Below are 22,536 nucleotides of genomic sequence, written 5' to 3'. Positions count from 1 at the left end.
TGATTTCGCTCTCCTTGTTTCTAACCGAAGGGAAGTAACATGAACGCATTGCGCAGAAAGTGGCAGAGCCTGCCGCGCGGCATTGTGGTGTTGATAACGGCGCTGATTATCTACATCCCGTTGTCGTTCATCGTGATACAAAGTTTCCTCTCCGCGCCGTTCTTTTCGCCGTCGAAAGAATGGAGCCTTGAATCTTTTGGATTCATCTTTACCGATCCGGATTTCTATAAGGCGCTGAAAAGCGGCTTTATTCTGGCCTTCGGGCTGGTGGTGATCGCCATTCCGCTCGGCGGGATCCTGGCGTTCCTGATGGTGCGTACCGATTTACCGGGCAGACGCGTGATTGAACCGCTGATCCTGGTGCCGATTTTCGTCTCGCCGATGGTGCTGGGTTTTGGTTATGTGGTGGCGGCCGGGCCGGTCGGGTTCTTCTCGCTGTGGGCGCAGTCGATCATTGGGTTCGTGCCGTGGAACATCTACGACATGTCGAGCATCGTGGTGATTGCCGGTCTGACGCACGTTCCGCACGCGTATCTGTATATCTCCTCGGCGCTGCGCAGCGTCGGGTCGGATGTCGAAGAAGCCGCGCGTACCGCCGGTGCCTCGCCGTTGCAGGTGATGACCGCCGTCAGTCTGCCGATGGTGCGCCCGTCGATTCTCTACGCCACGGTTCTGTTGTTTTTCCTCGGGCTGGAAGTGTTCGGGCTGATGCTGGTGCTCGGCGACCCGGAAGGCAACATGGTGCTGGCGACCTATCTGTATCAGCTGACCAACAAACTTGGCACGCCGTCTTATCACCTGATGGCTGCGGTGGCCGTGGTGCTGATTTGTATCACTATTCCGCTGGTGATGTTGCAGCGCCGCCTGATGCGTACGGCCAACCGTTTTGTCACGGTGAAAGGTAAGGCGTCACAGGCGCGAGCCTTGCCGCTTGGCAAATGGCGCTGGGTAGCCGGTGCCGTGGTGGCGTTCTGGCTGACGGTGACCATCGGCGTTCCGCTGATTGGCGTGATGCTGCGCGCGTTTATCTCCAACTGGGGTGTCGGCGTGTCCATCTGGGATGAACTGTCACTCAATACGTTTCGCACGATCTGGGAACAACCCAACCTGCTGCGCGCTATCGTCAACTCCATGGCGATTGGTGTGATCGGCGGTGCGCTGGCGGTGGCCTGTTATCTGTTTATCGGCATCGCGATGCACCGTAAACCGGACGGCGTGACCCGCTTCCTCGATTACAGCGTACTGGTGCCGCGTGCGGTGCCGGGGCTGCTGGCCGGTCTGGCGTTTCTGTGGGTGTTTCTGTTCCTGCCGATGTGGCTGGATAACGCGCTCAAATCCGGCTGGCTTTCCGGTATGCCGTGGTCGCAGTGGCTGCGCGATAACCTGGTGGTCTGGCTGCGATCGCTGCGCAGTACGATTTTCAGTGTCTGGCTGGCGTATACCGTGGTGTGGATGGCGTACGGCCTGCGGCTGATCTCCTCGACGCTGTTGCAGGTCGGGCCGGAGCTGGAAGAGGCGGCGCGCAGTACCGGTGCGACGCGCGGGCAGATCACCCGTCACGTCACCATTCCGCTGTCGCGTTACGGCCTGATTGGCTCGTGGCTGCTGATGTTCCTGATTTTCGAGCGCGAATATTCCACTGGTGTCTATCTGCTGTCGCCGGGCACGGAAACCATCGGCTCGATGCTGGTTTCCCTGTGGGCGGCGGGTGCCATTGATATCGTTGCCGCGCTCTCCTTTATTAACATCCTGCTGGTGGTGTTAGGTCTGGGTATTGCCCTTCGTTTCGGAGTCAAATTACATGATTGAATTATCGGTCGACAATCTGCACTTAACTTATGGCGACAATCCGGTGCTGAAGGGCGTTTCCATGGAACTGAAACGCGGCGAAGTGGTGTCATTGCTCGGGCCTTCCGGCAGCGGCAAAACCACCTTACTGCGGGCGGTGGCCGGGCTGGAAAAACCGGTGAAAGGCACCATCGTCATTGGCAAAAACAAAGTCTACGACGGCACGCCGCGCAGCGAAATTCCGGCCGAAGAGCGCAATCTCGGGCTGGTGTTTCAGTCTTACGCGCTGTGGCCGCACAAAACCGTGTTTGAGAACGTGGCGTATCCGCTGAAACTACGCAAAGTATCAGCCGGGGAAATCACTCAACGTGTGCAGGACGTGCTGAATCAGCTGGGGCTGGGGCATCTGGGCAAGCGCCATCCGCATCAGCTTTCCGGCGGACAGCAGCAGCGCGTGGCGATTGGCCGTGCGCTGGTTTACAACCCGCCGGTGATCCTGCTCGATGAGCCGCTGTCGAACCTTGATGCCAAACTGCGTGAAGAAGCGCGGGTTTTCCTGCGCGAACTGATCATCAAACTCGGGCTGTCGGCGCTGATGGTGACGCACGACCAGAACGAAGCGATGGCGATTTCGGATCGTATTTTGTTGCTCAACAACGGCAAAATTGAACAGCAGGGTACGCCGCAGGAAATGTACGGTTCGCCGAAAACGCTGTTTACCGCAGAGTTTATGGGCAGCAACAACCGTCTGCACGGCAAAGTCACTGAAGTGCGCGACGGCAAAGCGCGCATCGAAGGCAGCGGCTGGGTGCTGTGGGGGCAGGCGGGAGAGGGCGTGCAGGCCGGACAGGATGGCACGGCGGTGATCCGCGTCGAACGCGTGGTGCTGGCCGACGGACCGGGCGAGAATCAGCTGGAATTACCGTTGCTGACCAGCATGTATCTCGGTGACCGCTGGGAATATCTGTTCCGCACGGCTGGCGATGATTTTGTCATTCGCGCGTATGGCACCGACGTGCGCGACCCGCAGCATTGCCGTCTGGCACTTCCCGAAAACCATGTGTGGATCTTCCCTAAATAATACCCGTCATACTTAAAGCTGCAGGTGCGTTGGCTGCGTTCAGGGACCCGAATCACTTACTTATGTAAGCTCATCGGGATCCCATCGCTTGCCGCCTTCCTGCAGCTTCAATTATTTAGGGTATTACCGTAAGTCGGACAATTTATTGAAATATTTCTGTCATTTCCCGCGAGTAAAATTCTGCTTCTTGTTTAAATAATGCAGAATAATCATGAATTTAACCACTCTTTCACTTACTGGTAAGATGCCATTCAACAGATTGTTTCGATCTGCTTTCTTCAGACGTCCACGGGGAATACTTTTTGGGGTAATTTGTGTTATCGCCCTATTTTCTGCTTTGCAGATTTTCTCCACCGTCGTGCTCACCAACATCCTGCAGGATGCGCGAAACAACGTGATCGCCACCGAAAATTTGCGTCAGCAACAAGCCGTGATGGATAAAGCCCGCATGGAACTGCTGATGGCCAGTGACAAACTCAACCGTGCTGGCATTTATTACATGCAGGATAAAGAAACCGGCTCGGTCGGCAGCTGGAACAGCCTGATGGAAGAATCGCTCGGCTCACTGACCGCATCGCAGAAAGCCTTCACGCAGTTTCAGAAGATGACCAAAGACGGCAATCAGGCCGCCACAGACCTGAAGGCCAGCTATCAGATGTTCTGCGACGGGTTGCGTGAACAGGCGGATGGTCTGCAAAAAAACAACAATATTGATGCTTTCTTTGAAGTGCCGATCCAGGCGTTTCAGGATGATTTCAGTCAAAAATATTATGCTTATCTGGCTGTTAACGAACGGACGGCAGTGTCACTGAGCGACCGGCTGTTGAATGCACTGACACAGGCGAAAACCCTGTTTATGGCTGCGCTGGCCATTCTGGCGGTGATTGCGGTGCTGGTCTGGCGCGGGGTGTCTGCGTGGATTATCCGTCCGTTGCAACGCATGATCGGGCACATCAGCGTGCTGGCTGCCGGGGATTTATCGCGCGATGTCGAAGACGATAATGCGCGGGTAACCGAAGTCCGCGAGCTGGGCGTCAGCCTGCGTAATATGCAGCGCGGGCTGCAAAAACTGGTCAGTGAGGTGCGTGATGCGTCTGCGCACATCATGCTGAATATCGATCAGATGGCGAAAGGTAATGAGCAATTATCGGCACAGGCGGCGATTCAGAGCACAGAGCTGAAAGCCGCCACCGAGCACATCACGCATCTTAATGAACGGGTGAAAGAAAACGCCCTCCATGCGCAGCAGGCCAGCAAACGGGCCGAGCAGGCGAAAGGCGTGGCGACACGCGGCGGTGAAGTGATGGGGCAGGTGGACACCGCGATGAAAGAGATCGTCAGCCAGTCGTCAGAAATGAGCAGCATCGTTTCGATGATCGACAGCGTGGCGTTCCAGACCAACATTCTGGCGCTGAATGCCGCCATTGAAGCGGCGCATGCCGGGCAGCACGGACGCGGGTTTGCGGTGGTGGCGAAAGAAATCGGTCTGCTGGCGCAAAAGAGCAGCCATTCGACGCGCGGTATCCATCAGCTGATTGACGGATCCGTGCAGCAAATCGGTCGCGGCTCCGCATCGGTCAATGTGTTGAGCCAGAGTCTGGAAGAGATCATTCATATCTTCAACGGCCTCAGCGCGCTGGTGAAGGAGATTTCAGAAGCGACGCAGTATCAGGGGCAAAGTGTTCACGATGTCTCCGAACGCATCACCGCGCTCAAGCAGGTGACCCTGCAAAATGGCAAACTGGCCGATCATGCCGCGGCGTCATCCCGGCAGTTACTGGATCAGTCGCAGCGGCTGGAAAAAGCCGTGGCGCGGTTTGCCCTGACAGCGGCCTGAGGCTTGACAGGCACGCTGCCGCCGGACAAATTGTGACATCACCTCAGTCATCTGGAAGATTTTGAATGGTCATCAACGGGCTGGAAATTTGTTCGCTGGCAGAAAATACGGGACATATCCCGGCAATTTCGCAACTTCTTCATGAAGAATGGTCGGCGTTTGAAAACTGGGCGGAACCGGCGCGGATCAGTCAGCGCTTACAGACGCGTATCAGCGCCGGTCACCATGAGTTCACCCTGGTGGCGCTGGCGGATGAACAGGGGATTGCGGGCACCGCCAGTGTGATCCGTTATGAACTGGCCGATCGTGCGGAACGGGAATACTGGCTGGGTGAAGTCTTTACCTGTGCGCCTGTGCGCGGAAAAGGCATCGGCAGCGCGCTGGTGCGGGCCTGTGTGAAAAAAGCCCGCGCCGCAGGCATTGACGCGCTGTGGCTGTACACGCCGGATCAGCAGGCATTGTATGCCCGTCTGGGCTGGCAGGAAGCTGAACAACGCGAGCTGGCGGGGGAGCAGGTCACGGTGATGATGCTGCCGCTGTGACCGGTTTTACTTTTTATGCCAGACCAGCATGCTGCCTTCACTGTGTCCGGTCACCGGATCGGTGGCAGGCAGCGGCACGTCCTTCACCGCTTTGGTCCGTGCCGCCAGTTGCGGCAGCTCGTCGTGGCATAAATCGGCTTTCATCCCCGGCGGATACGCGCCGACCAGCATAAAATCTTCATCCGCTGAAATCTGCTTATGGCCAATTCCGGCAGGCAGCAGCAATACATCCCCGACGTTTACCTCAATAATCTTGCCGTGTTCACCGCCGAGTTGCAGTTTCGCCGTACCGGCAAACACGCCCAGCGCCTCCGGGGTATTGGAGTGGAAATGGGTGAAGGTATACACCGGATAGCGCCACTGTGGCGGCCAGCCGTTTGAACGGAAAAGGTGTTCGAGGTAACCGGCATTATCGGCGGTATCAGGCGGAATGACGCGGTGATAAATCAGTACCGGCAGGGTGTTATTCGGCACACCGCCGTCAGGTTTGTTAATCAACACTGTATCCATAGCAACCTCTCTGGGCGTCGCGAAGCCTTTCCGGGGGAGTGGCATCAGGGCAAAAACACCCAGCAAAGTAACGAACCGGCGTCGATCCAAATGCATCAGGAATGGCTCCTTGTCGCGCAATCAATGGCTTACCTCTTTCATGTATAGATCAAAAAGCGCTGAATATCCTCTTTTCACTCACAGAAAAAATGTCCGTCAGGCCGCGCTAAAAAGGTTATTTCCGGTTATCAGAAAAAACTTAAAATCTGTAGCAATCAACAAATAGAAGTCATATCGGCTGGCAAAATCCCTTATGTCCTCTATGCTTAACAAGACAAAAATACTCAGGAGGAGAAGTTATGAATAAGAAAATGTTACTTGTGGTTGCTACAGCAGTTTCGGTACTGGCAGGGTGTCAGACTTACGACCGTGCAGCGAGTTACGTGAAAGAGCCGGTTGTCAGCGACGTGAAAGTCGGGATGACGAAATCGCAGGTTCGTGCCATTGCAGGGCCGCCGTCAACGGAAGCGACTCTGGTTCATGCGAAAGGGACTTGTCAGACTTATGCGGTCGCGCCGCGTGATGGTAAAGCACAGACTTACTTCGTCAGCTTTAACGACACCGGTCATGTCATGAATAAAGGCTATCAGTCTTGTTCAGACTACGACAAAGACCCGCAAGCCGGTCAGTAATACCGTAATGATTTAGCTCCTCCCCCTGCGAAGGGTGGGGAGCTATAATTTTATGCCTTCTGCGTCACAATCCTCACACCGACTTTACTGACCCGATTCCCGTCCATTTCCGCAATTGTCCACGTCAGTCCGTCCCATTCGATATGGTCACCGATAACCGGTTCGCCACCGAGCAGTTTGATCACGAAATGCCCCAGGGTTTGCGACTGATCGACCGTCTCTTCCAGATTCAGACCATACAGTTGTGAAATCGCATCCAGCGGCGCATCGGCCTGCAAAATAAAGTCACCGAAGAAGCGGTCATCCAGCACCACTTTATTGCTGTCGCTGAACAGTTTGCCCAGTTCCGGTAAATCTTTTTCCTGGCCGATCACACACAGAATATCGCCTTCCTTCAGCCGCGTACTGCCGGTCGGATGCAGCATCTCTTTGCCCCGGAATAACGCCGCGATGCGTGTTGCCTGCGGCATTTGCAGATCACGCAGTGCAGCACCGACGCACCATTTGTCGGAACCCAGCTGATACACAAACTGTTCCCAGTCGTTGTACACATCGATATCCAGCCCGACGCGGGAAATGGGGGTCGGTTGCGGCGGCACCAGCACTTTGGCTTTTTTCGCCGCAAAGCCTAATGACGTGCCCTGAAGAAGCAGGGAAACCAGCACGATAAAGAAGGCGACATTGAAATACAGCGTCGCGTTAGGCAGACCGGCCATCATCGGGAACACCGCCAGAATGATCGGCACCGCGCCGCGCAGACCGACCCACGAGATAAAGAACCGCTCGCGCAGGGTAAAGTTTTTGAACGGGATCAGGCTGACGAACACCGACAGCGGACGCGCCAGCAGGATCATCCACAACGACAGCGCCAGCGCCGCGATGGCAATCGGCAGCAGATCGCTGGGGGTCAGCAGCAAACCGAGCACCAGGAACATGCCGATCTGGCTCAGCCACGCCAGTCCGTCGAAGGTCTGCAAAATGCCGTGGCGGTTGCGGATCGGCATATTGCCGAGCATCAGACCGCACAGATACACCGCCAGAATGCCGCTGCCTTCCAGTGACATGGTCGCCGCATACACCAGCAAACCGCCGCTGAATGCCAGCAGCGGATACAGACCGGCCGCCAGGGTAATTTTGTTGATAAGTTTATGCAGCAGCCATCCGCCGCCGACACCAAACACAATGCCGAGACCAAACTGGCGGACCACATCCACCACAAACATCAGGCTCAGGCCGTGCTGGCCTTTGGAAATCATGTCGATCAGGGTGATGGTCAGGAACACTGCCATCGGGTCGTTGCTGCCGGATTCAATTTCCAGCGTGGCGCTGACACGTTCGTTCAGGCCCTTACCGCCGATCAGGGAGAAGACGGCCGCCGCATCGGTCGAGCCGATAATTGCGCCAATCAGTAAGCCCTGCATCAGGTTGATATTAAACAGCCATGCGGCGGCCAGTCCGGTCAGACCGGCGGTGATCAGCACGCCGACGGTGGCCAGCGACAGGGCAGGCCACAGGGCAACGCGGAAAGATGAAGCGCGGGTCCGCATCCCGCCGTCGAGTAAAATCACCGCCAGCGCCAGGTTACTGACCAGATACGCGGCCGGGTAATTATCGAACGCAATACCGCCAATCCCGTCGACACCGGCCAGCATGCCGATTGCCAGGAAAATGACCAAAATAGGGATGCCAAGCTTAGAAGAGAACGAACTGAGCAAAATGCTCGCCGCAACTAACAGGGCGCCAATAAAGAAAAGTGTATTAATCGTGCTGGCGTCCAAGAGTGTTCTCCTTGTAAAGCATGAATGGCGAGGGGGCGGGCGGTGTCGTCATCAGTGACAATGCCTTTAATTTATCAGGAAAATGAGCGCGTTGCTGAGGTCATTTAGGATTTTTATTAGTTGCACTTAAGAATTAAAAACTATGCTTAGAGATGAACAATGTCTTTGTGCAGTTGATCAAAAAGGAAACCACAATGAGTGAATTTACCGGTGTACACCGTGAGGTGATGAAAGACGGGGCGATCAAACATGTGCTGATCCGCGATGCGGCAGGCAATGAACAGTCGATTGCCGCAAAAGATTACATTTCGCAAGGGATCGAGCCAGATCTGAATGAGTTGCCCGAAGTCGGCACTGACAGCGAATTTCCGGTGGCGGGAAAAGCCTGACAAATCGTTATTCCCCGCAGAATACCTGCGGGGAACAACCGTCAGACGCCCAGCCGGTCGCGCAGGGAATAATACGCCGCGCCGAGCATGGTAAACGGCACCTGGAAGTTGCGGCCACCGAAGAACGGCATGTGCGGCAGCCGGGCAAAGGCATCGAAACGTTCGGCATCGCCGCGCAGCATTTCAGTGATCAGCTTGCCGGCCAGATGCGTCAGCGTCACGCCGTGTCCGCTGTCACCCTGCATGTAATAGACGTTATTTTCCAGCCGGCCAAACTGCGGCAGGCGCGATAACGTCAGCAGGAAATTGCCGCCCCAGCGGTAATCAATCTTCACGCCTTTCAGCTGCGGGAAGGTGCGGTTGAGTTTAGGCAGGATCACCGAATCGATATTCGGCGGATTTTTGCCGCCGTACGTCACGCCGCCGCCATACAACATGCGGTTATCGGCGGTGAGACGGAAATAATCGAGCAGGTAATTGCAGTCTTCGACGCAGTAATTGTTCGGCAACAGCGAGAGCGCCATGTCATCCGACAGCGGTTCAGTGGCGACAATTTGCGAGCCACACGGCATGCTGAGGCGCGTCAGGCGCGGCGCAAGTTGCTGACTCAGATAGGCGTTACCCGCCAGAATCACATACTTCGCTTTGACCTGACCTTTGGCGGTATGCACCCGTGCCGGTTCGCCGTGTTCGATGCGCGTGGCGGCGGAGCCTTCATAAATCCGCCCGCCGTGACGGCGTACCGCTTCGGCCTCACCCAGCACCAGATTCAGCGGATGAAGGTGACCGCCGTTTTTATCCAGCAGCCCGCCGACATAACGGTCGGTGGCGATTTCGCGGCGGATGGCGCTTTCATCCAGCAGTTTCAGTTCAGTATGACCGTACCGGTTCCACAGCTTTTGCTGATCCCGCAGTTTCGCCAGCTGGCGCGCACTGAGGGCGGCAAAGATGCAACCGGGACGGTAATCGCAGTCGATGGCGTACTGGTCGATACGCTGACGGATAATGTTCGCGCCTTCAAACATCATGCTGCCGAGCATATCGGCGGTCTGACGTCCGTAGCGGTCTTCAATCACATCAATGTCGCGGCTGTAGGAATTGACCACTTGTCCGCCGTTGCGCCCGCTGGCGCCCCAGCCGACGCGGGCGGCTTCGAGCACCACCACGTCATACCCGGCTTCGCAGAGATATAAAGCAGAAGAGATGCCGGTATAACCGGCACCGACAATACAGACATCGCACTCAATATTGTCCGTCAGCTCCGGCCACGGCGCGTGGTCGTTGACGGAACTGGCGTAATAGCTGTCGGTGTGCGGCACACCGGCAGCGCGGGGACTTCCTGTTTGAGCACTCATGGTGACATCCTTCTTTGGGTTCCCGTTGCCACGCCTGGAGCCGATGACAACTAGAAGGTATTAGGGGTATGTGCGCTGACAATCCTGCAAATCCGCGACGAAATATTACTGAAGCTGTGTGGGTTCGCGGTGTTAATGGCATAGCTTTGTCCCGCACGCAGCGGGTAACTCTGACCGTTGACGGTTAAAATGATTTCTCCTTCTAACAGGGTGCCGACTTCCTCGCCCTGATGTTTGATTTTGTCGCCAGTGGTGCTGCCGGGCTGATACGTTTCCAGCAGCATGGCGACGGTATGGTTTGGCGTGCCGTTGTGGACCATCCGCATGGACACGCCACGGCTGCCGATCTCAATCAAATCCGCCGCATTGATCACGATCCGCGGCTCATTACTCTTATTCTCTTCGGCGAAAAATTCCGAAAGTGACAGCCCGTACACCCGCAACAATTTTTGTAGCGTACTGACGGCGGGGCTGACTTTATCCTGTTCAATGGTGCTGATGGCGCTATGTGTCAGGCCAGACAACTCGGCGGCTTTGCGTTGTGACATCCCGAGTTGCTGGCGAATTTCAGAAAGCCGGCGACCAGGCGCCAGACTGACTTCGCTCATCCGTTTATTCCTCTACGGCGCTCCGGACCTGATGGCCGTTGCGACAGGCAGCAATAAAAGCGTTAAACAGCTGACGCGACACGGGGTCTGTCAGGCTGTGCCATTCCGGATGCCACTGCACACCAAGGGCAAACGGATGATTGCGGACACTCACGGCTTCCACCAGATTGTCCGGTGCGCGTGCTTCCACGGTCAGTTCCGGCCCCAGACGGTTGGCTCCCTGACCGTGAAGGGAGTTCACCTGAAACTGCTGATAATCGGGTAATAATTCTGAAAGTAAGCCGCCCGGTTCGATATGCACCGGATGCACCACGTCATATTGATTGTCATGCGGCAGGGTGGTGTCTTCGCGGTGATCCATATAGCCCGGCACCTCCTGCACTTTGCGGTACAAACTGCCACCGGTGGCGACCACCAGTTCCTGCAAACCACGGCAGGCGGCGAAAAGCGGGATTTTCTTATCCAGCGTCGCGCGGATAAGCTGCAAACTCAGGCGGTCGCGGCCGGGATCGGCCAGCGCCTCGACACCTTCTTCACCGTACTGATGTGGCTCAATATTGCTGGGACTGCCGGTGAGGAAGATGCCGTCCAGACCGCGCAGAATCTGGTCTATCGCCCCTTCGCGTGCTGCCAGTTCGTGCGGCAGACAGACGGGAAGGGCATCGGCGTTAAAAATGGCGTCCAGATACTTTTCATGGACCGTGAGGGCAGGGTTTTCATCAACCGTGTTTTCACACATCACTACCCCAATGACCGGTCTGTAAAGGGTCTCTTTCCCCGTGGATGCCGTGGAAGATATATTGCCCATAATACCGCCTCGTTGAGTAGATGAATTGACTGACAGCCCGCGCCTCCCCGCACGTGACCGCTCAGAATATTGACCTTTCATTGACCAATTTAGCAGCGCACTGGTCGCTTTTCAAACGGATATGTTGCGAGAATGTAGGTGTTGCAAATAATTAATGTTAAGGCTAGGGTTAATGATATGGCCGTTATTTTGAGCAATAAACGGCTCGGACATAAGCAGTTTGAGCGTAAAGCGAGAGGATCCCATCACCATGAGAGCACTGCGTTGAACAGAGTAATTACCCGGTAAAGCATGACCGGCTGGCATCATGGTGGTGCCTGATATGCCGGAAACCAGCAAATGGCGGATAACCTATGCAAGCGACTGAACTGATGAACGAAATCAAAAAAGAGATTAGCGAACCCCTCGCTAAGCACGCTGAAGAGCGAAGTAGCGCGTTCCAGGATGAAGTGTCTCAATACCTGGAGCGTCACCCGCTAACCCTTCACGTCGACGTCCTGCTCACCGATCTCAATGGCTCCTTCCGCGGCAAACGCATTCCCGTCTCAGCACTCCGTAAACTCGAAAAAGGCTGTTATTTCCCGGCATCGGTTTTCGCCATGGACATTCTCGGTAATGTCGTGGAAGAAGCCGGATTAGGCCAGGAACTGGGCGAACCCGACCGCACCTGCGTACCGGTCCCCGGCACCTTAACGCCTTCTGCCGCCGACCCCGAACACATCGGCCAGTTGCTACTGACCATGCTTGACGAAGATGGCACTCCCTTTAACGTTGAACCACGCAATGTGCTGAACCATATCTGGCAAACATTGCGCCAGCGGGGCTTATTCCCGGTGGTAGCGGTAGAGCTGGAGTTCTATCTGCTCGACAGGCAGCGGGATGCGGAAGGCTATATCCAGCCGCCGTGTACGCCGGGCACGCAGGAACGCAGCGTGCACACTCAGGTTTACTCGGTGGATAATCTCGATCATTTCGCCGATGTGCTCAGTGACATTGACCGTCTGGCGCACATTCAGGGGCTACCGGCGGATGGCGCGGTGGCGGAATCTTCGCCCGGCCAGTTCGAAATTAACCTGCACCACAGTGAAAATATTCTGCGTGCCTGCGATTACGCCCTGATGCTCAAACGTCTGGTGCGGCTGGTGGCAGAAAATCACGAGATGGACGCCACCTTTATGGCGAAACCTTACGACGAATACGCGGGCAGCGGGATGCACATCCATCTCAGCGTGCTCGACGACAACGGCAAAAATCTCTTTGCCGGTGCCAATGGCGAAGATTCAGAGCTGATGAAACGCTCTCTCGCCGGCATGATTGCGCTGATGCCTGCCTCGATGGCGGTGCTGGCGCCAAACGTCAATGCTTTCCGCCGCTTCCAGCCGGGCATGTATGTGCCGACGCAGGCGTCGTGGGGCCATAATAACCGTACTGTTGCACTGCGTGTGCCGTGCGGCGGGACTGCCGATCACCGTGTGGAATACCGCGTGGCCGGTGCCGATGCCAACCCATATTTAGTGGTCGCCACCGTGCTGGCGGGCATGTTGTATGGTCTGGATAACGACCTGCCGTTGCCGGAACCGGTCACCGGTAACGGTCTGGAACAGGAAGGTATTCCGCTGCCAATCCGCCAGAGCGACGCGCTGTATGATTTTGATGACCAGCCTGCGCTGAAAAAAATCCTCGGCGAGCGTTTCTCGCAGGTTTATCACACCTGTAAATCCGATGAACTGTTGCAGTTTGAGCGAAGGGTGACGGAAACAGAAATAGACTGGATGTTACGTAACGCGTAATACGGTTAACGAATACGCGCATCATGTTCAATGCCGGAAAAGAATTTGTAACTCAACGCCTCTGAATGTTGTCATTCATGCATGATTTGTGCAAAATACGCCGCACTGCAGATAACCGACGCTTAAAGGCGCCGGTTATTTTTTTTGTATATGCAGTACCCAAACTAATTTAACAGAGGCCGGACCCAGATCCGGATAGATAACAAGGTTCGTGTGCGACCCCAAATCAAAAACGGTCGCCACTATGAGGAAATGTAACATGGGGCAATACTTCAAACCTGTACCGGTGCCCGCCGGTGCTTCTTTCAGCTGCGGCCAAATTCGCACAGCCTTCACCTCCGCGTTCAGCGACGTGAAGATCTACCCCCCGTTTACTGGTAATAACTCCCGAAGTTTTCCCTGTACGTTGCGTTCAGAGGCGTTTAAGCGCCCGGTGTCTGCAATTCAGGGAGGGCTGAACCATGTCTGCTAATGCATCTGCCGCTCCGGCCACTCAGCGCGTACAACTGCGTAAAACCCTGACACTGGTTCAGGTGGTGATGATGGGTCTTGCCTATCTGCAACCGATGACTATTTTCGATACGTTCGGCATTGTCTCCGGCCTGACCGATGGTCACGTCGCAACCGCGTACATCTTCGCGCTGATCGCCGTTCTGTTTACCGCCGTGAGCTACGGCAAACTGGTGCAGCGTTTCCCGTCTGCCGGTTCTGCTTATACTTACGCGCAAAAAGCCATCAGCCCGCACGTCGGCTTTATGGTCGGCTGGTCATCACTGCTGGACTACCTGTTCATGCCGATGATCAACATCCTGCTGGCGAAAATCTATCTGGAAGCCATCTTCCCTGGCGTGCCGTCGTGGATATTTGTCGTGGCGCTGGTCGGTATGATGACCGCCTTCAACCTGCGCGGCATCAAGATCGTGGCTAACCTGAACAGCATTATTGTTGTCGTGCAGGTGGCGATCATGGTGGTGTTCCTGGGTCTGTTAGTCCGTGGCGTTTACATGGGCGAGGGCATGGGCACGCTGGCGACCACCAAGCCATTCTTCAGTGAGAATGCGCACGTGGTGCCGATGATCACCGGGGCGACCATTCTGTGCTTCTCGTTCCTGGGCTTCGACGGTATCAGTTCGTTGTCAGAAGAAACGCCAAATGCGGGTAAAGTTATCCCGAAAGCGATTTTCCTGACCGCGCTGATTGGCGGCGTCATCTTCGTCGTGGTGTCTTACTTCCTGCAGTTGTACTTCCCGGATATCTCGCGTTTCAAAGATCCGGACGCTTCTCAGCCTGAAATCATGTTGTACGTGGCCGGTAAGTTCTTCCAGTCCGTCATCCTGTGCTTCAGCTGTGTAACCGTTCTGGCATCCGGCATGGCTGCACATGCGGGTGTTTCCCGTCTGCTGTACGTGATGGGCCGCGACGGCGTATTCCCTGAAAAACTGTTCGGTTATGTGCATCCGAAATGGCGTACCCCGACCTTCAACGTGTTGCTGGTCGGTGTGGTGGCGATGTCTGCGGTGACCTTTGATCTGGTAACCGCGACGGCGCTGATTAACTTCGGCGCGCTGGTGGCGTTCACCTTCGTGAACCTGTCGGTGATTTCACAGTTCTACATTCGTGAAAAACGTAACCGCACGCTGAAAGATCACATCAACTACCTGATCCTGCCGGTGATTGGTGCGCTGACCGTCGGTGCGTTGTGGCTGAACCTGGAATCGAGTTCGATGACTCTGGGCTTAGTCTGGGGCGCGATTGGCCTCGGATATCTGGCGTTCATCACCAATGCGTTTCGTAAGCAGCCTCCGCAAATGAGCGGGGAGATAGCGCCGGAAGCGTGATTTTTGCCCTTCCCGGCGAAGGGGAGGGTTGGGGTGGGGTATTAAAGCGAAATCAACGAGTTGAAGTTTGCTTTGACGAGGTGTTAGCCCTTAAAACCCCCTCCCAACCTCCCCCTTCGCAGGGGGAGGAGCAAACACACGACGGCTTAATCATACCGCTGCGGTTGAGTGAGTTAACTGCTCTGCTCCCTCCCCTGCGAAGGGGAGGAGCAAACACACGACGGCTTAATCATACCGCTATGGTTGAGTGAGTTAACTGCTCTGCTCCCTCCCCTGCGAAGGGGAGGGCTGGGGTGGGGTATTAAAGCGAAATCAACGAGTTGAAGTTTGCTTTGACGAGAGGTTAGCCCTTTATACACCGCTCGCAGCCTTTCCCCTTCGCAGGGGGAGGAGCATCACCGGTTAACCCACCAGTTTCTTCCCATATTCAAACAGCGCCTTGAGAAGCGCCATCTTCTCAACATCCCCCTCATGCAAGTTATAGAGCGATTCAAGCTCTAAAATGTACGCCTGCACACGTTCGTCCGTCAGTTTCTCCTGCCGGTGCAACATCCAGCGCTTCTGCTCGGCATCGGTCAGCGTGGCGGGGTAGTTGCGCGCGCGGAAGCGGAACAACAACGGCTCGATGCGGGAATCATTAAAAGTCAGATCCAGTGCGGGCAGATTTTCCGGACGGGTTTCCAGAATAATGCGCATTGCGGCGCGATCGGCATCGCTGAAGAAACCGTCGTAAAGGCGGGCATCCACGTCATCGGAAGGTGTAAACGGCTCAGCCTCGGCGAACATGGTGACCACTTTCTCGCGCACCTGCGGGTTCTGCCGCAGTAACTGCAAATTCTCGAGACAACGCTGACGGTCAATCCCCAGCCGTTCGGCATTTTCTGGTAACAGCGTTTTGGCCGGTGCCAGCACCGGACATTTATTGATATGCACCAGCTTGACCGGCAGCGGAGACTGACCCGCCTGCAACGCATCGCGGCGGCTGTACAGACGTTCACGCATCTCATCAGGATCGAGATCTAATAACGTCGACATATCACCGGCGAGATCGCACATGATCACGGCGTTCTTATTTTCAGGATGCCAGGCCAGCGGCGCGACCCAGGCGGTATTACCGCGTGCTGCGCCAAACATACCGGAAACATGCACCAGCGGCGCCATCGCAGGGATGTCGATCAGGGTATTGAGTTTATGTTTGCTGCGGTGTTCAAGCAGAAAACTGAACAGACGCGGCTGCGCCTGCTTCACAAGTTTCGCCATCGCGATAGTCGCGTAAACGTCGGCCATCGCATCATGGGCATTTTCATGCTCGATGCCGTTGGCCCTGGTCAGATGCTCAAGGCGGAAACTCGGGAATCCGTCATCGTTTTCCGGCCAGTTGATCCCTTCCGGACGCAGCGCATAACAGGCGCGCATCACATCAAGCAGATCCCAGCGGGAGTTACCGTTCTGCCAGCTGTAGGCATACGGGTCGTAAAAGTTGCGATACAGGATATTGCGGCTGACTTCATCGTCGAAACGGATATTGTTATAACCGACAATGCAGGTGCCCGGTACGCTGAATGCCTTGTGGATTTGCGCGGTAAATTCCGCTTCGATCACGCCGCGTTCCAGCGAGATCTGCGGTGTAATACCGGTGATCATCACCGCTTCCGGTTCCGGCAGGTAATCGTCAGAAGGGCGGCAATAAATGACCAACGGTTCTTCGATGATGTTGAAGTCTTCGTCAGTTCTCACCCCGGCAAACTGCGCCGGACGGTCCAGCGCCGGATTCTTACCGAAGGTCTCGTAATCGTGGAAGTAGAACGTTTTTTGCGGCTTGTCTGACATGGCGTTTGGGGGCCTGTATTTGTAAGGGTTGTCTGTTCAAAACCATGTGTGAACAATCTTAATGAGTCTGTAAATGCTCGTTCCGGGTCAAAAGTATCGAATGAAGTTTACACAATTCAACTGTTCGCAAAGGTACATTGGATACAACGTCATTTTCACAGTGTCGGGAATATTATCACGCCTCTTCGCGACACTAAACCAGGTTCCCTTTGAGGAAAGTCGCATTTTGGGAGTCACAGCTTTCTGGGGGTGATGGGATTTGGTGTAAGATTATAACGAGTGCCGCCCGCACTCCACGCTGAATTATCAGACGCCGTCTGAATTGGCGGCGGGCTGGAGAAAGGGTAATTCTGATAGTGAAGGATCCGACATTACTAACTGAGCGTTGTATCTAATCCTGGGGCAGGTCAGAGCCTGTTGGGTGCCACAGCGGTTAACGTTTCAAGCAGCGTAGGCACTCTTACCGGGATCTTATTAATTAAGGGGTGAGAAAGAGGCCACTAGAGGGGCCTCTTTTCTTAGAACTTGACGTCGAACCTCTTGTTTATTTCTTTGTCTGGCTGGATTTTAATACTAATATTATTATCGATAACCCCGTTTGACTTCAGAGTCCATGATATTTCGCGTCCGCGTGTTACAGGAATCGGCCAATTATCAGAATCCTTGCTAAACGGGACATATAATATCATCTCTCTTTTATGCGATGACACCGCAGACTTAACCTGGTCAATCATGTTCTGCGTAACCGCATTGGCTTTATTGTATGTAAGTCCATTATTTTGCGGCTCTTTCAATGAGTTTTTTTGGTTTGTGCATACATTAAGAAGAATCAACAAGACAATAGGTGCCAAATAATTTGCACATTTTGATTTTAGTAATGATGAAAGTCCAAATGACGAGATTACTATCATATACATAATAACTCCCCACATCACGACTGGCTTGCTAATATATCTTGGGCTTGACTTGGCGCTTATCAAAATTAACGCCGTGAAAATAACGACCATAGATATTACAGAGATAGCTAACGTTGCATTGCTAATTATTCTGTATTTTCCTTTTGTTATACATCCATAAATACACGTCATAAAACATAAAATAAAAACAAAAATGAAAGCGCCGCTCATCTGTGATAGTAAGTCTAGTGCATTGTGAATCGCTCCAGAGATATCAAGCGATGACTTCTCCATTCGCTCAGCTCTCCCTCCATTAGCTTCGAATATAGTAGACACAAACCACATCACTAGAACAAGTATGTGCAGAGGGTATTTAGTTATGGTGCCAGCAATCTTGAATTTTGACTGGATTAACTCAACAAGAATAACTGACCCGCATGTGACTGCCAGAATAATGCTGGAAAAAATGTTGGAAAAAATTGATAAATAAATAGACAGTACGATGAAACCTGAAAGTACCGGATATGTGCTAAGAAGTGCTTTTATTTCATGGCCTTTGCGAAGGAAGTAAAGTGTAACTGAGCCGTTAATCAAAGCAGGGAGTAAGTAATGATAATAACATGTTAAATTTTGCTCCCAAAGCATATAGGTGCTCTTATTGTCATTAAGCGTCCTAAATAATCCAAACAGGCACAGGTAATGGAATGCAGCAATAACAAGACCTGCATACTGAGAGCAATGCATTCTCTCAATGGCAAAGAGATAAAACTGTCTGAGATAAACCACGACAAGAACCGCTATCAGTGCAGCTGTAAAAAATGTAGTAGACTGAAGGAATGTCAGGCCAAGAGGCATCAGCATAAAAGATGCCACGTTAATAAGAAGAGGGAATGACACCTCCGGAACGACTTTTATCGGATTGAAACCATGCCATTCAGGCCATGCTTCTCGCCCAAAAGAAAGGTTAAACCACTCATCACCTGTGAAAATTGTTGTCGGATGAATGAACCCAAAAAACACGAATACAGACAGCAACACAAAAATATAGAATGAGCACTCTATCTTACTACCTATAAATCCCTTCACCTTTATCATTACATCCTCCCAAATTATTTTTTCAAAACATATCGAGGTCGTTTTTTGACCTCGATATAAATCCTTCCAATATACTCACCTAGAACACCAATGCCGATCAGCTGAACACCGCCTAAGAAGAGTATTGATACCAGCATGGAAGGATATCCTCGCACCGGATTTCCAAATGCAAGGGTGTCTAAAATCATCCACGCACCATATACGAACGCCATTCCAGCCACGAATAAGCCTATATAGGTCCACATACGCAATGGGAACGTCGAGAAGCTCGTAATCCCTTCAAGCGCTAAATTCCAGAGCTTCCAGCCATTGAACTTGGTATTTCCTGCAACGCGCTCAGCCCTGGCATACTCAACCACATCTGTACGCCCACCAACCCAACTCAGCACGCCCTTCATGAAAAGGTTTCGCTCAGGCAGCAGTTTGATGTTTTCCACGACATCGCGAGACATCAGACGGAAATCACCAACGTTTTCTTCAATTTTTGGATTGCTGATTTTGTTATGCAACTTATAGAACCACTCAGCAGTCTTGCGCTTAAGCCTGCCATCAGCTGAGCGGTCTATCCGCTTTGCCAAGACCATTTCTCCACCGGATTTCCATTTCTCTATTAAATGAGGGATGACTTCAATCGGGTCTTGAAGGTCAACGTCAATCGGGATTACAGCTTCACCGGTAGCGTGGTCTAGTCCGGCGAACAGCGCAGGCTCTTTTCCAAAGTTTCTGGTGAATGACAGAGGCACAACAAGCGGATCAGCAATCGCAAGCGCATTTATAATTGATTCTGTCGCGTCTTTACTGCCGTCATTAATGAATAATATTTCAACCTCATGTAGCCGAAGCCCTTCAAATTCCCGGACGGCTTTATAGAAGATTGGAATTGCTTCCTCTTCATTAAATACCGGCACGACCAGAGAGATTTTCATTTTTTAATCCCTAAAGACAATGAATTTCGAATAGATAAAACCGCAAACAAGGCTTATAGCTGAGAAGGCGATTAAGGTGATGATAGGCGCCATGTCCGACTTATCTGCTGCCCAACCAACCAATGCACTTAATGATCCCATAAAGGCCACATACAGAATATATTTCGTCGTTGTGGTTGATGCCTTGAAGGTGAATTTTGCGTTTGCGTAAAAACTAAAACTTACTGCAAGCGCGAAACCAGCGAAGTTTGCCAGAGCTTGAGTTGAGCTAAAGACGTAAATGCAAATGGCAAACACCACCCAATGAATGAGCGTGTTCAGGATGCCTATTGATGTATATTTGGCGAATAGATTTAACATTTAGAAATCAGTGTATTCGGAAAAGTCTGAAGTTTAGCACCAGATTGGAGCTTGATCGACCCTTATAATTGGCGGTGCTCTATTTATAACCAGTTTTCATGAGGTGGCTATGGGGGGAAAGGATTTGGGTTTTGATGTTGTGTATCGAAGTAAAACTAGCAACCGCATTGATCCGGGCAAGTACGTGTTCTTCCAGCGTTTCAAGGGGCATGGTGGAGGATACTGGCTTGGTTAGGCTTATGATGAATGGTTCGGCTTTGTGATTGAGCGGGCAGTGTCGATTCGGGAGGGAACGGAGTTGCTTCAGACAATTGGGGGGCAGCAGAAAGACATTGTGAGGTTAGATGATAGCCTGGATAGCTTCATGCTGATGAGTGAGTGAAAAATGGTAGTGAGTACACAATTTCGTACATATAGCGATGTGTCGGTAAGTATGATGTAGTTAAATCATCAAGTTACTGCCTAATGTATGTAATCCTGAAAGTAGAACGTCTTTTGCGGCTTGTCTGACATGGCGTTTAGGGGCCTGTATTTGTAAGGGTTGTCTGTTCAAAACCATGTGTGAACAATTTTAATTAGTCTGTAAATGCTCGCTCCCGAGCAAAGGGAACGAATAAAATTCACACAATTCAACTATTCGTAAAGGTACATATTTGTGACGGATATATATTGACTCACCCGGTGTGCTGAATGATATTTTATGGCGCTAATTGAATGAGGGATTTAACTTCGAGTAGTTTAATGGAATTATTGGCTGTTTTTATTTTATCTGCTTGTTGCTATCTTAAATGTATCACTTACCTGGAATGCATGACTTTACTTATATCAGTTGATTCTCAGGAACTTTGTTAGTTAGGCTTAAGTGAAAATTTTGTTATTGGAGCCATACTATATTGAAAGTATGGTAAAAAATTTGTAATATCATAACTTAAATCCTCTATTGAGTGCTTACAAAATGCGCAATAATGCATTGGATGCAGTAAAACTTTTGGCCTGCTTCTTCATTATGGTTGTTCATGTGGGGAACTATAATGAATTACCTGCTCTATATGGTGATCTTTTCAGGGTTTCGTCAAGATGGGCGCTGCCATTTTTCTTTCTTTCTTCGGGTTACCTGATGGGGATGGCAAAAGAGCTAGATGTTGGGAGGAAATTGAACAGATTAGTCTCGATCCTTTTTTATTCATCAATTATCTACATACCCATTATATATCGCGCTGTGGGTGGCAATATTGAAAAACTTATAGGTAAAGTGATTTCTGCTGACACTTTACATGGAGGAACATTTTTCCATTTGTGGTTTATCAGCGCGTTAATCCTGGGAGTTGTTCTAACGAATTATATGTTGAAAAACGTCAGTCTCAGATGGTCTTTATTTATTGCTTTCCTTATCATTATAGGATGCTGGTATGGAGATTTAATAAAGTCATTAGGCTATAAAATATATATATTCTACCCGCTTCGCACTTTGATTGCCTTCTCATTAGTATATTTAGGCTTTATCCTGGCAAAGACTAATGCACTGAGTATGATAAAAAATAGTATATCTGTCTTTGTTATTATTTTAGGCATAATGGCAATGATAACTGAAGTTTATCTGATGCACCGTTTTTATGGCGCCGATATGAATGAGAGACAATTTCCTCTTATGTGCGTGCCCGTATCCGTCTTTTTGTTAGCTTTAAGTGTGAATATAAATATAAAAGATAATTTAATATCTCGCCTTGGCAAGGATTTCTCACTCGGCGTTTATCTGATACATCCGTTCTTGCTTTATATCGCTGTACATGATGTGGGGTATTTCATCGCACAAAATTCATCTGTGAAGTTGGTATCATGCTTTGTGATCTCAATTTTTATTCTTATCTTTGCCAAAAGATACGTCCCCTTAGTATATAGAAAAATTAATGGAATAGGTGTTCATTAATTGACAACTCTCCTGCTTTAATGCTTGGAGCAGGAGAGTTGTTAAAAACGGGAAGCTGGAACAACATCCATTATAAATTCTATGGATACATCATCTGCGTAGGGTTTGCAATATCTCCCCAACAAACCACTCTGATCCCTCATTTGATAAATGGGCACTATCCCATTGTATTGGGTAAGCTTTTTGTTTGATTACGGTTGCCTTGCATGATAATTCAGTACACATCATATCTAGTGGGGATATATATGTAACGTTTGGATATTTAAGTGCCATTTTTCGTAACAGCTTATCATTTTTTACTACATTGTAATGGTCATCAAAATATTTCCGAGATACTTCTCCTGTTTGTGTCAGACCAAATTTTTCAACAATATTTGGTAAAGTATCCTGCCAGAACGGAAATGGTCCTATGACGTATATGTTTTTTATATTATTTTCTAAAGATGTGGGGCATTTTCTGGGCTCAATACTAAAACCGCTAAGCAGTGCATCTATGATGATTATGTT

19 protein-coding genes are annotated in these 22,536 nt (G+C 51.7%); 9 read left to right on the top strand and 10 right to left on the bottom strand.

What is annotated here, in order from left to right:
* The first annotated feature begins 39 nt into the window (after positions 1-39).
* The 4 genes from EYY67_RS13190 (at position 40) to EYY67_RS13175 (ending at position 5,248) form a co-directional block, all read left to right on the top strand.
* Positions 40-1,809 (top strand): ABC transporter permease, encoded by a 1,770-nt coding sequence (locus tag EYY67_RS13190; RefSeq protein ID WP_131693709.1) that lies wholly within the window; start codon positions 40-42, stop codon positions 1,807-1,809.
* Positions 1,802-2,869, top strand: coding sequence for an ABC transporter ATP-binding protein (locus EYY67_RS13185; RefSeq protein ID WP_095922560.1), 1,068 nt, complete (start codon positions 1,802-1,804; stop codon positions 2,867-2,869). The genes EYY67_RS13190 and EYY67_RS13185 overlap by 8 nt, the downstream gene beginning before the upstream one ends.
* Positions 2,870-3,113: 244 nt before the next feature.
* A complete protein-coding gene (locus EYY67_RS13180; protein ID WP_415838656.1) occupies positions 3,114-4,706 on the top strand; it encodes a methyl-accepting chemotaxis protein in 1,593 nt (530 codons plus the stop codon).
* 65 nt (positions 4,707-4,771) lie between these two features.
* Complete coding sequence (locus EYY67_RS13175) at positions 4,772-5,248, top strand: GNAT family N-acetyltransferase (protein ID WP_095922558.1); 477 nt, start codon at positions 4,772-4,774, stop codon at positions 5,246-5,248.
* Between the two features lie 6 nt (positions 5,249-5,254).
* On the opposite strand, the gene EYY67_RS13170 is transcribed toward EYY67_RS13175, so the two are convergent.
* Positions 5,255-5,854, bottom strand: coding sequence for a cupin (locus tag EYY67_RS13170; RefSeq protein ID WP_119822245.1), 600 nt, complete (start codon positions 5,852-5,854; stop codon positions 5,255-5,257).
* Positions 5,855-6,096: 242 nt separating this feature from the next.
* Here EYY67_RS13170 and osmE point away from each other — a divergent pair, with 242 nt between their 5' ends.
* Entirely contained in the window at positions 6,097-6,429 is a 333-nt protein-coding gene (gene osmE, locus EYY67_RS13165; RefSeq protein ID WP_095922556.1) for an osmotically-inducible lipoprotein OsmE, read from the top strand.
* A 50-nt stretch (positions 6,430-6,479) separates the two neighbouring features.
* Here osmE and EYY67_RS13160 read toward each other — a convergent pair whose 3' ends face one another.
* Entirely contained in the window at positions 6,480-8,207 is a 1,728-nt protein-coding gene (locus tag EYY67_RS13160; protein ID WP_095922555.1) for a potassium/proton antiporter, read from the bottom strand.
* 194 nt (positions 8,208-8,401) lie between these two features.
* Between EYY67_RS13160 and EYY67_RS13155 the strand changes: the two genes are divergently transcribed.
* Positions 8,402-8,596, top strand: a complete 195-nt coding sequence (locus EYY67_RS13155; protein WP_162928528.1) for a hypothetical protein — start codon at positions 8,402-8,404, stop codon at positions 8,594-8,596.
* 41 nt (positions 8,597-8,637) lie between these two features.
* Here the strand turns inward: EYY67_RS13155 and EYY67_RS13150 are convergent, their stop codons facing one another.
* From EYY67_RS13150 to puuD, 3 genes are read right to left on the bottom strand one after another with little or no spacing between them, the layout of a single operon-like run.
* Positions 8,638-9,951: an NAD(P)/FAD-dependent oxidoreductase gene (locus EYY67_RS13150; RefSeq protein ID WP_131693707.1), complete on the bottom strand. Its 1,314-nt coding sequence runs from the start codon at positions 9,949-9,951 to the stop codon at positions 8,638-8,640.
* 50 nt (positions 9,952-10,001) lie between these two features.
* Entirely contained in the window at positions 10,002-10,559 is a 558-nt protein-coding gene (puuR, locus tag EYY67_RS13145; protein WP_095922552.1) for an HTH-type transcriptional regulator PuuR, read from the bottom strand.
* Between the two features lie 4 nt (positions 10,560-10,563).
* Positions 10,564-11,367 carry a gamma-glutamyl-gamma-aminobutyrate hydrolase gene (gene puuD, locus EYY67_RS13140; protein ID WP_095922551.1) on the bottom strand — a complete coding sequence of 268 codons (804 nt, stop codon included), beginning with the start codon at positions 11,365-11,367 and terminating at the stop codon, positions 10,564-10,566.
* Between the two features lie 371 nt (positions 11,368-11,738).
* Here puuD and EYY67_RS13135 point away from each other — a divergent pair, with 371 nt between their 5' ends.
* Positions 11,739-13,157, top strand: a complete 1,419-nt coding sequence (locus EYY67_RS13135) for a glutamine synthetase family protein (protein WP_119822945.1) — start codon at positions 11,739-11,741, stop codon at positions 13,155-13,157.
* 461 nt (positions 13,158-13,618) lie between these two features.
* Positions 13,619-14,995, top strand: a complete 1,377-nt coding sequence (locus tag EYY67_RS13125) for an APC family permease (RefSeq protein WP_095922549.1) — start codon at positions 13,619-13,621, stop codon at positions 14,993-14,995.
* Positions 14,996-15,397: 402 nt separating this feature from the next.
* Here EYY67_RS13125 and sbcB read toward each other — a convergent pair whose 3' ends face one another.
* The 4 genes from sbcB to EYY67_RS13100 all read right to left on the bottom strand — a co-directional run bounded on the left by sbcB (position 15,398) and on the right by EYY67_RS13100 (position 20,102).
* A complete protein-coding gene (sbcB, locus tag EYY67_RS13120; RefSeq protein ID WP_131693706.1) occupies positions 15,398-16,825 on the bottom strand; it encodes an exodeoxyribonuclease I in 1,428 nt (475 codons plus the stop codon).
* Positions 16,826-17,343: 518 nt separating this feature from the next.
* Positions 17,344-18,816 carry a hypothetical protein gene (locus EYY67_RS13110; RefSeq protein WP_131693705.1) on the bottom strand — a complete coding sequence of 491 codons (1,473 nt, stop codon included), beginning with the start codon at positions 18,814-18,816 and terminating at the stop codon, positions 17,344-17,346.
* A 14-nt stretch (positions 18,817-18,830) separates the two neighbouring features.
* Positions 18,831-19,742, bottom strand: a complete 912-nt coding sequence (locus tag EYY67_RS13105; RefSeq protein WP_131693704.1) for a glycosyltransferase family 2 protein — start codon at positions 19,740-19,742, stop codon at positions 18,831-18,833.
* A 3-nt stretch (positions 19,743-19,745) separates the two neighbouring features.
* Positions 19,746-20,102, bottom strand: a complete 357-nt coding sequence (locus EYY67_RS13100; protein WP_131693703.1) for a GtrA family protein — start codon at positions 20,100-20,102, stop codon at positions 19,746-19,748.
* A 955-nt stretch (positions 20,103-21,057) separates the two neighbouring features.
* Here EYY67_RS13100 and EYY67_RS13095 point away from each other — a divergent pair.
* On the top strand, positions 21,058-22,029 hold the full coding sequence (locus tag EYY67_RS13095; RefSeq protein WP_131693702.1) for an acyltransferase family protein: 972 nt from the start codon (positions 21,058-21,060) through the stop codon (positions 22,027-22,029).
* 90 nt (positions 22,030-22,119) lie between these two features.
* On the opposite strand, the gene EYY67_RS24510 is transcribed toward EYY67_RS13095, so the two are convergent.
* On the bottom strand, positions 22,120-22,536 hold a 417-nt coding region (locus EYY67_RS24510; RefSeq protein WP_278248210.1), incomplete at its 5' end, for an SGNH hydrolase domain-containing protein.

This window comes from Rahnella victoriana, from assembly GCF_004330295.1.
Taxonomy (GTDB): Bacteria; Pseudomonadota; Gammaproteobacteria; order Enterobacterales; family Enterobacteriaceae; genus Rahnella; species Rahnella victoriana.
This window is presented reverse-complemented; position numbering and strand designations above follow the sequence as displayed.

Bases quoted from the DNA above. Each gene is read 5' to 3' on its own strand.
- EYY67_RS13100 (WP_131693703.1), bottom strand. From the start codon at position 20,102: ATGTTAAATCTATTCGCCAAATATACATCAATAGGCATCCTGAACACG.
- EYY67_RS13150 (WP_131693707.1), bottom strand. From the start codon at position 9,951: ATGAGTGCTCAAACAGGAAGTCCCCGCGCTGCCGGTGTGCCGCACACC.
- sbcB (WP_131693706.1), bottom strand. From the start codon at position 16,825: ATGTCAGACAAGCCGCAAAAAACGTTCTACTTCCACGATTACGAGACC.
- puuD (WP_095922551.1), bottom strand. From the start codon at position 11,367: ATGGGCAATATATCTTCCACGGCATCCACGGGGAAAGAGACCCTTTAC.
- EYY67_RS13175 (WP_095922558.1), top strand. From the start codon at position 4,772: ATGGTCATCAACGGGCTGGAAATTTGTTCGCTGGCAGAAAATACGGGA.
- EYY67_RS13185 (WP_095922560.1), top strand. From the start codon at position 1,802: ATGATTGAATTATCGGTCGACAATCTGCACTTAACTTATGGCGACAAT.
- EYY67_RS13110 (WP_131693705.1), bottom strand. From the start codon at position 18,816: ATGATAAAGGTGAAGGGATTTATAGGTAGTAAGATAGAGTGCTCATTC.
- puuR (WP_095922552.1), bottom strand. From the start codon at position 10,559: ATGAGCGAAGTCAGTCTGGCGCCTGGTCGCCGGCTTTCTGAAATTCGC.
- EYY67_RS13095 (WP_131693702.1), top strand. From the start codon at position 21,058: ATGCGCAATAATGCATTGGATGCAGTAAAACTTTTGGCCTGCTTCTTC.
- EYY67_RS13125 (WP_095922549.1), top strand. From the start codon at position 13,619: ATGTCTGCTAATGCATCTGCCGCTCCGGCCACTCAGCGCGTACAACTG.
- EYY67_RS13170 (WP_119822245.1), bottom strand. From the start codon at position 5,854: ATGCATTTGGATCGACGCCGGTTCGTTACTTTGCTGGGTGTTTTTGCC.
- EYY67_RS13135 (WP_119822945.1), top strand. From the start codon at position 11,739: ATGAACGAAATCAAAAAAGAGATTAGCGAACCCCTCGCTAAGCACGCT.
- EYY67_RS13155 (WP_162928528.1), top strand. From the start codon at position 8,402: ATGAGTGAATTTACCGGTGTACACCGTGAGGTGATGAAAGACGGGGCG.
- EYY67_RS13180 (WP_415838656.1), top strand. From the start codon at position 3,114: ATGCCATTCAACAGATTGTTTCGATCTGCTTTCTTCAGACGTCCACGG.
- EYY67_RS13190 (WP_131693709.1), top strand. From the start codon at position 40: ATGAACGCATTGCGCAGAAAGTGGCAGAGCCTGCCGCGCGGCATTGTG.
- EYY67_RS13105 (WP_131693704.1), bottom strand. From the start codon at position 19,742: ATGAAAATCTCTCTGGTCGTGCCGGTATTTAATGAAGAGGAAGCAATT.
- osmE (WP_095922556.1), top strand. From the start codon at position 6,097: ATGAATAAGAAAATGTTACTTGTGGTTGCTACAGCAGTTTCGGTACTG.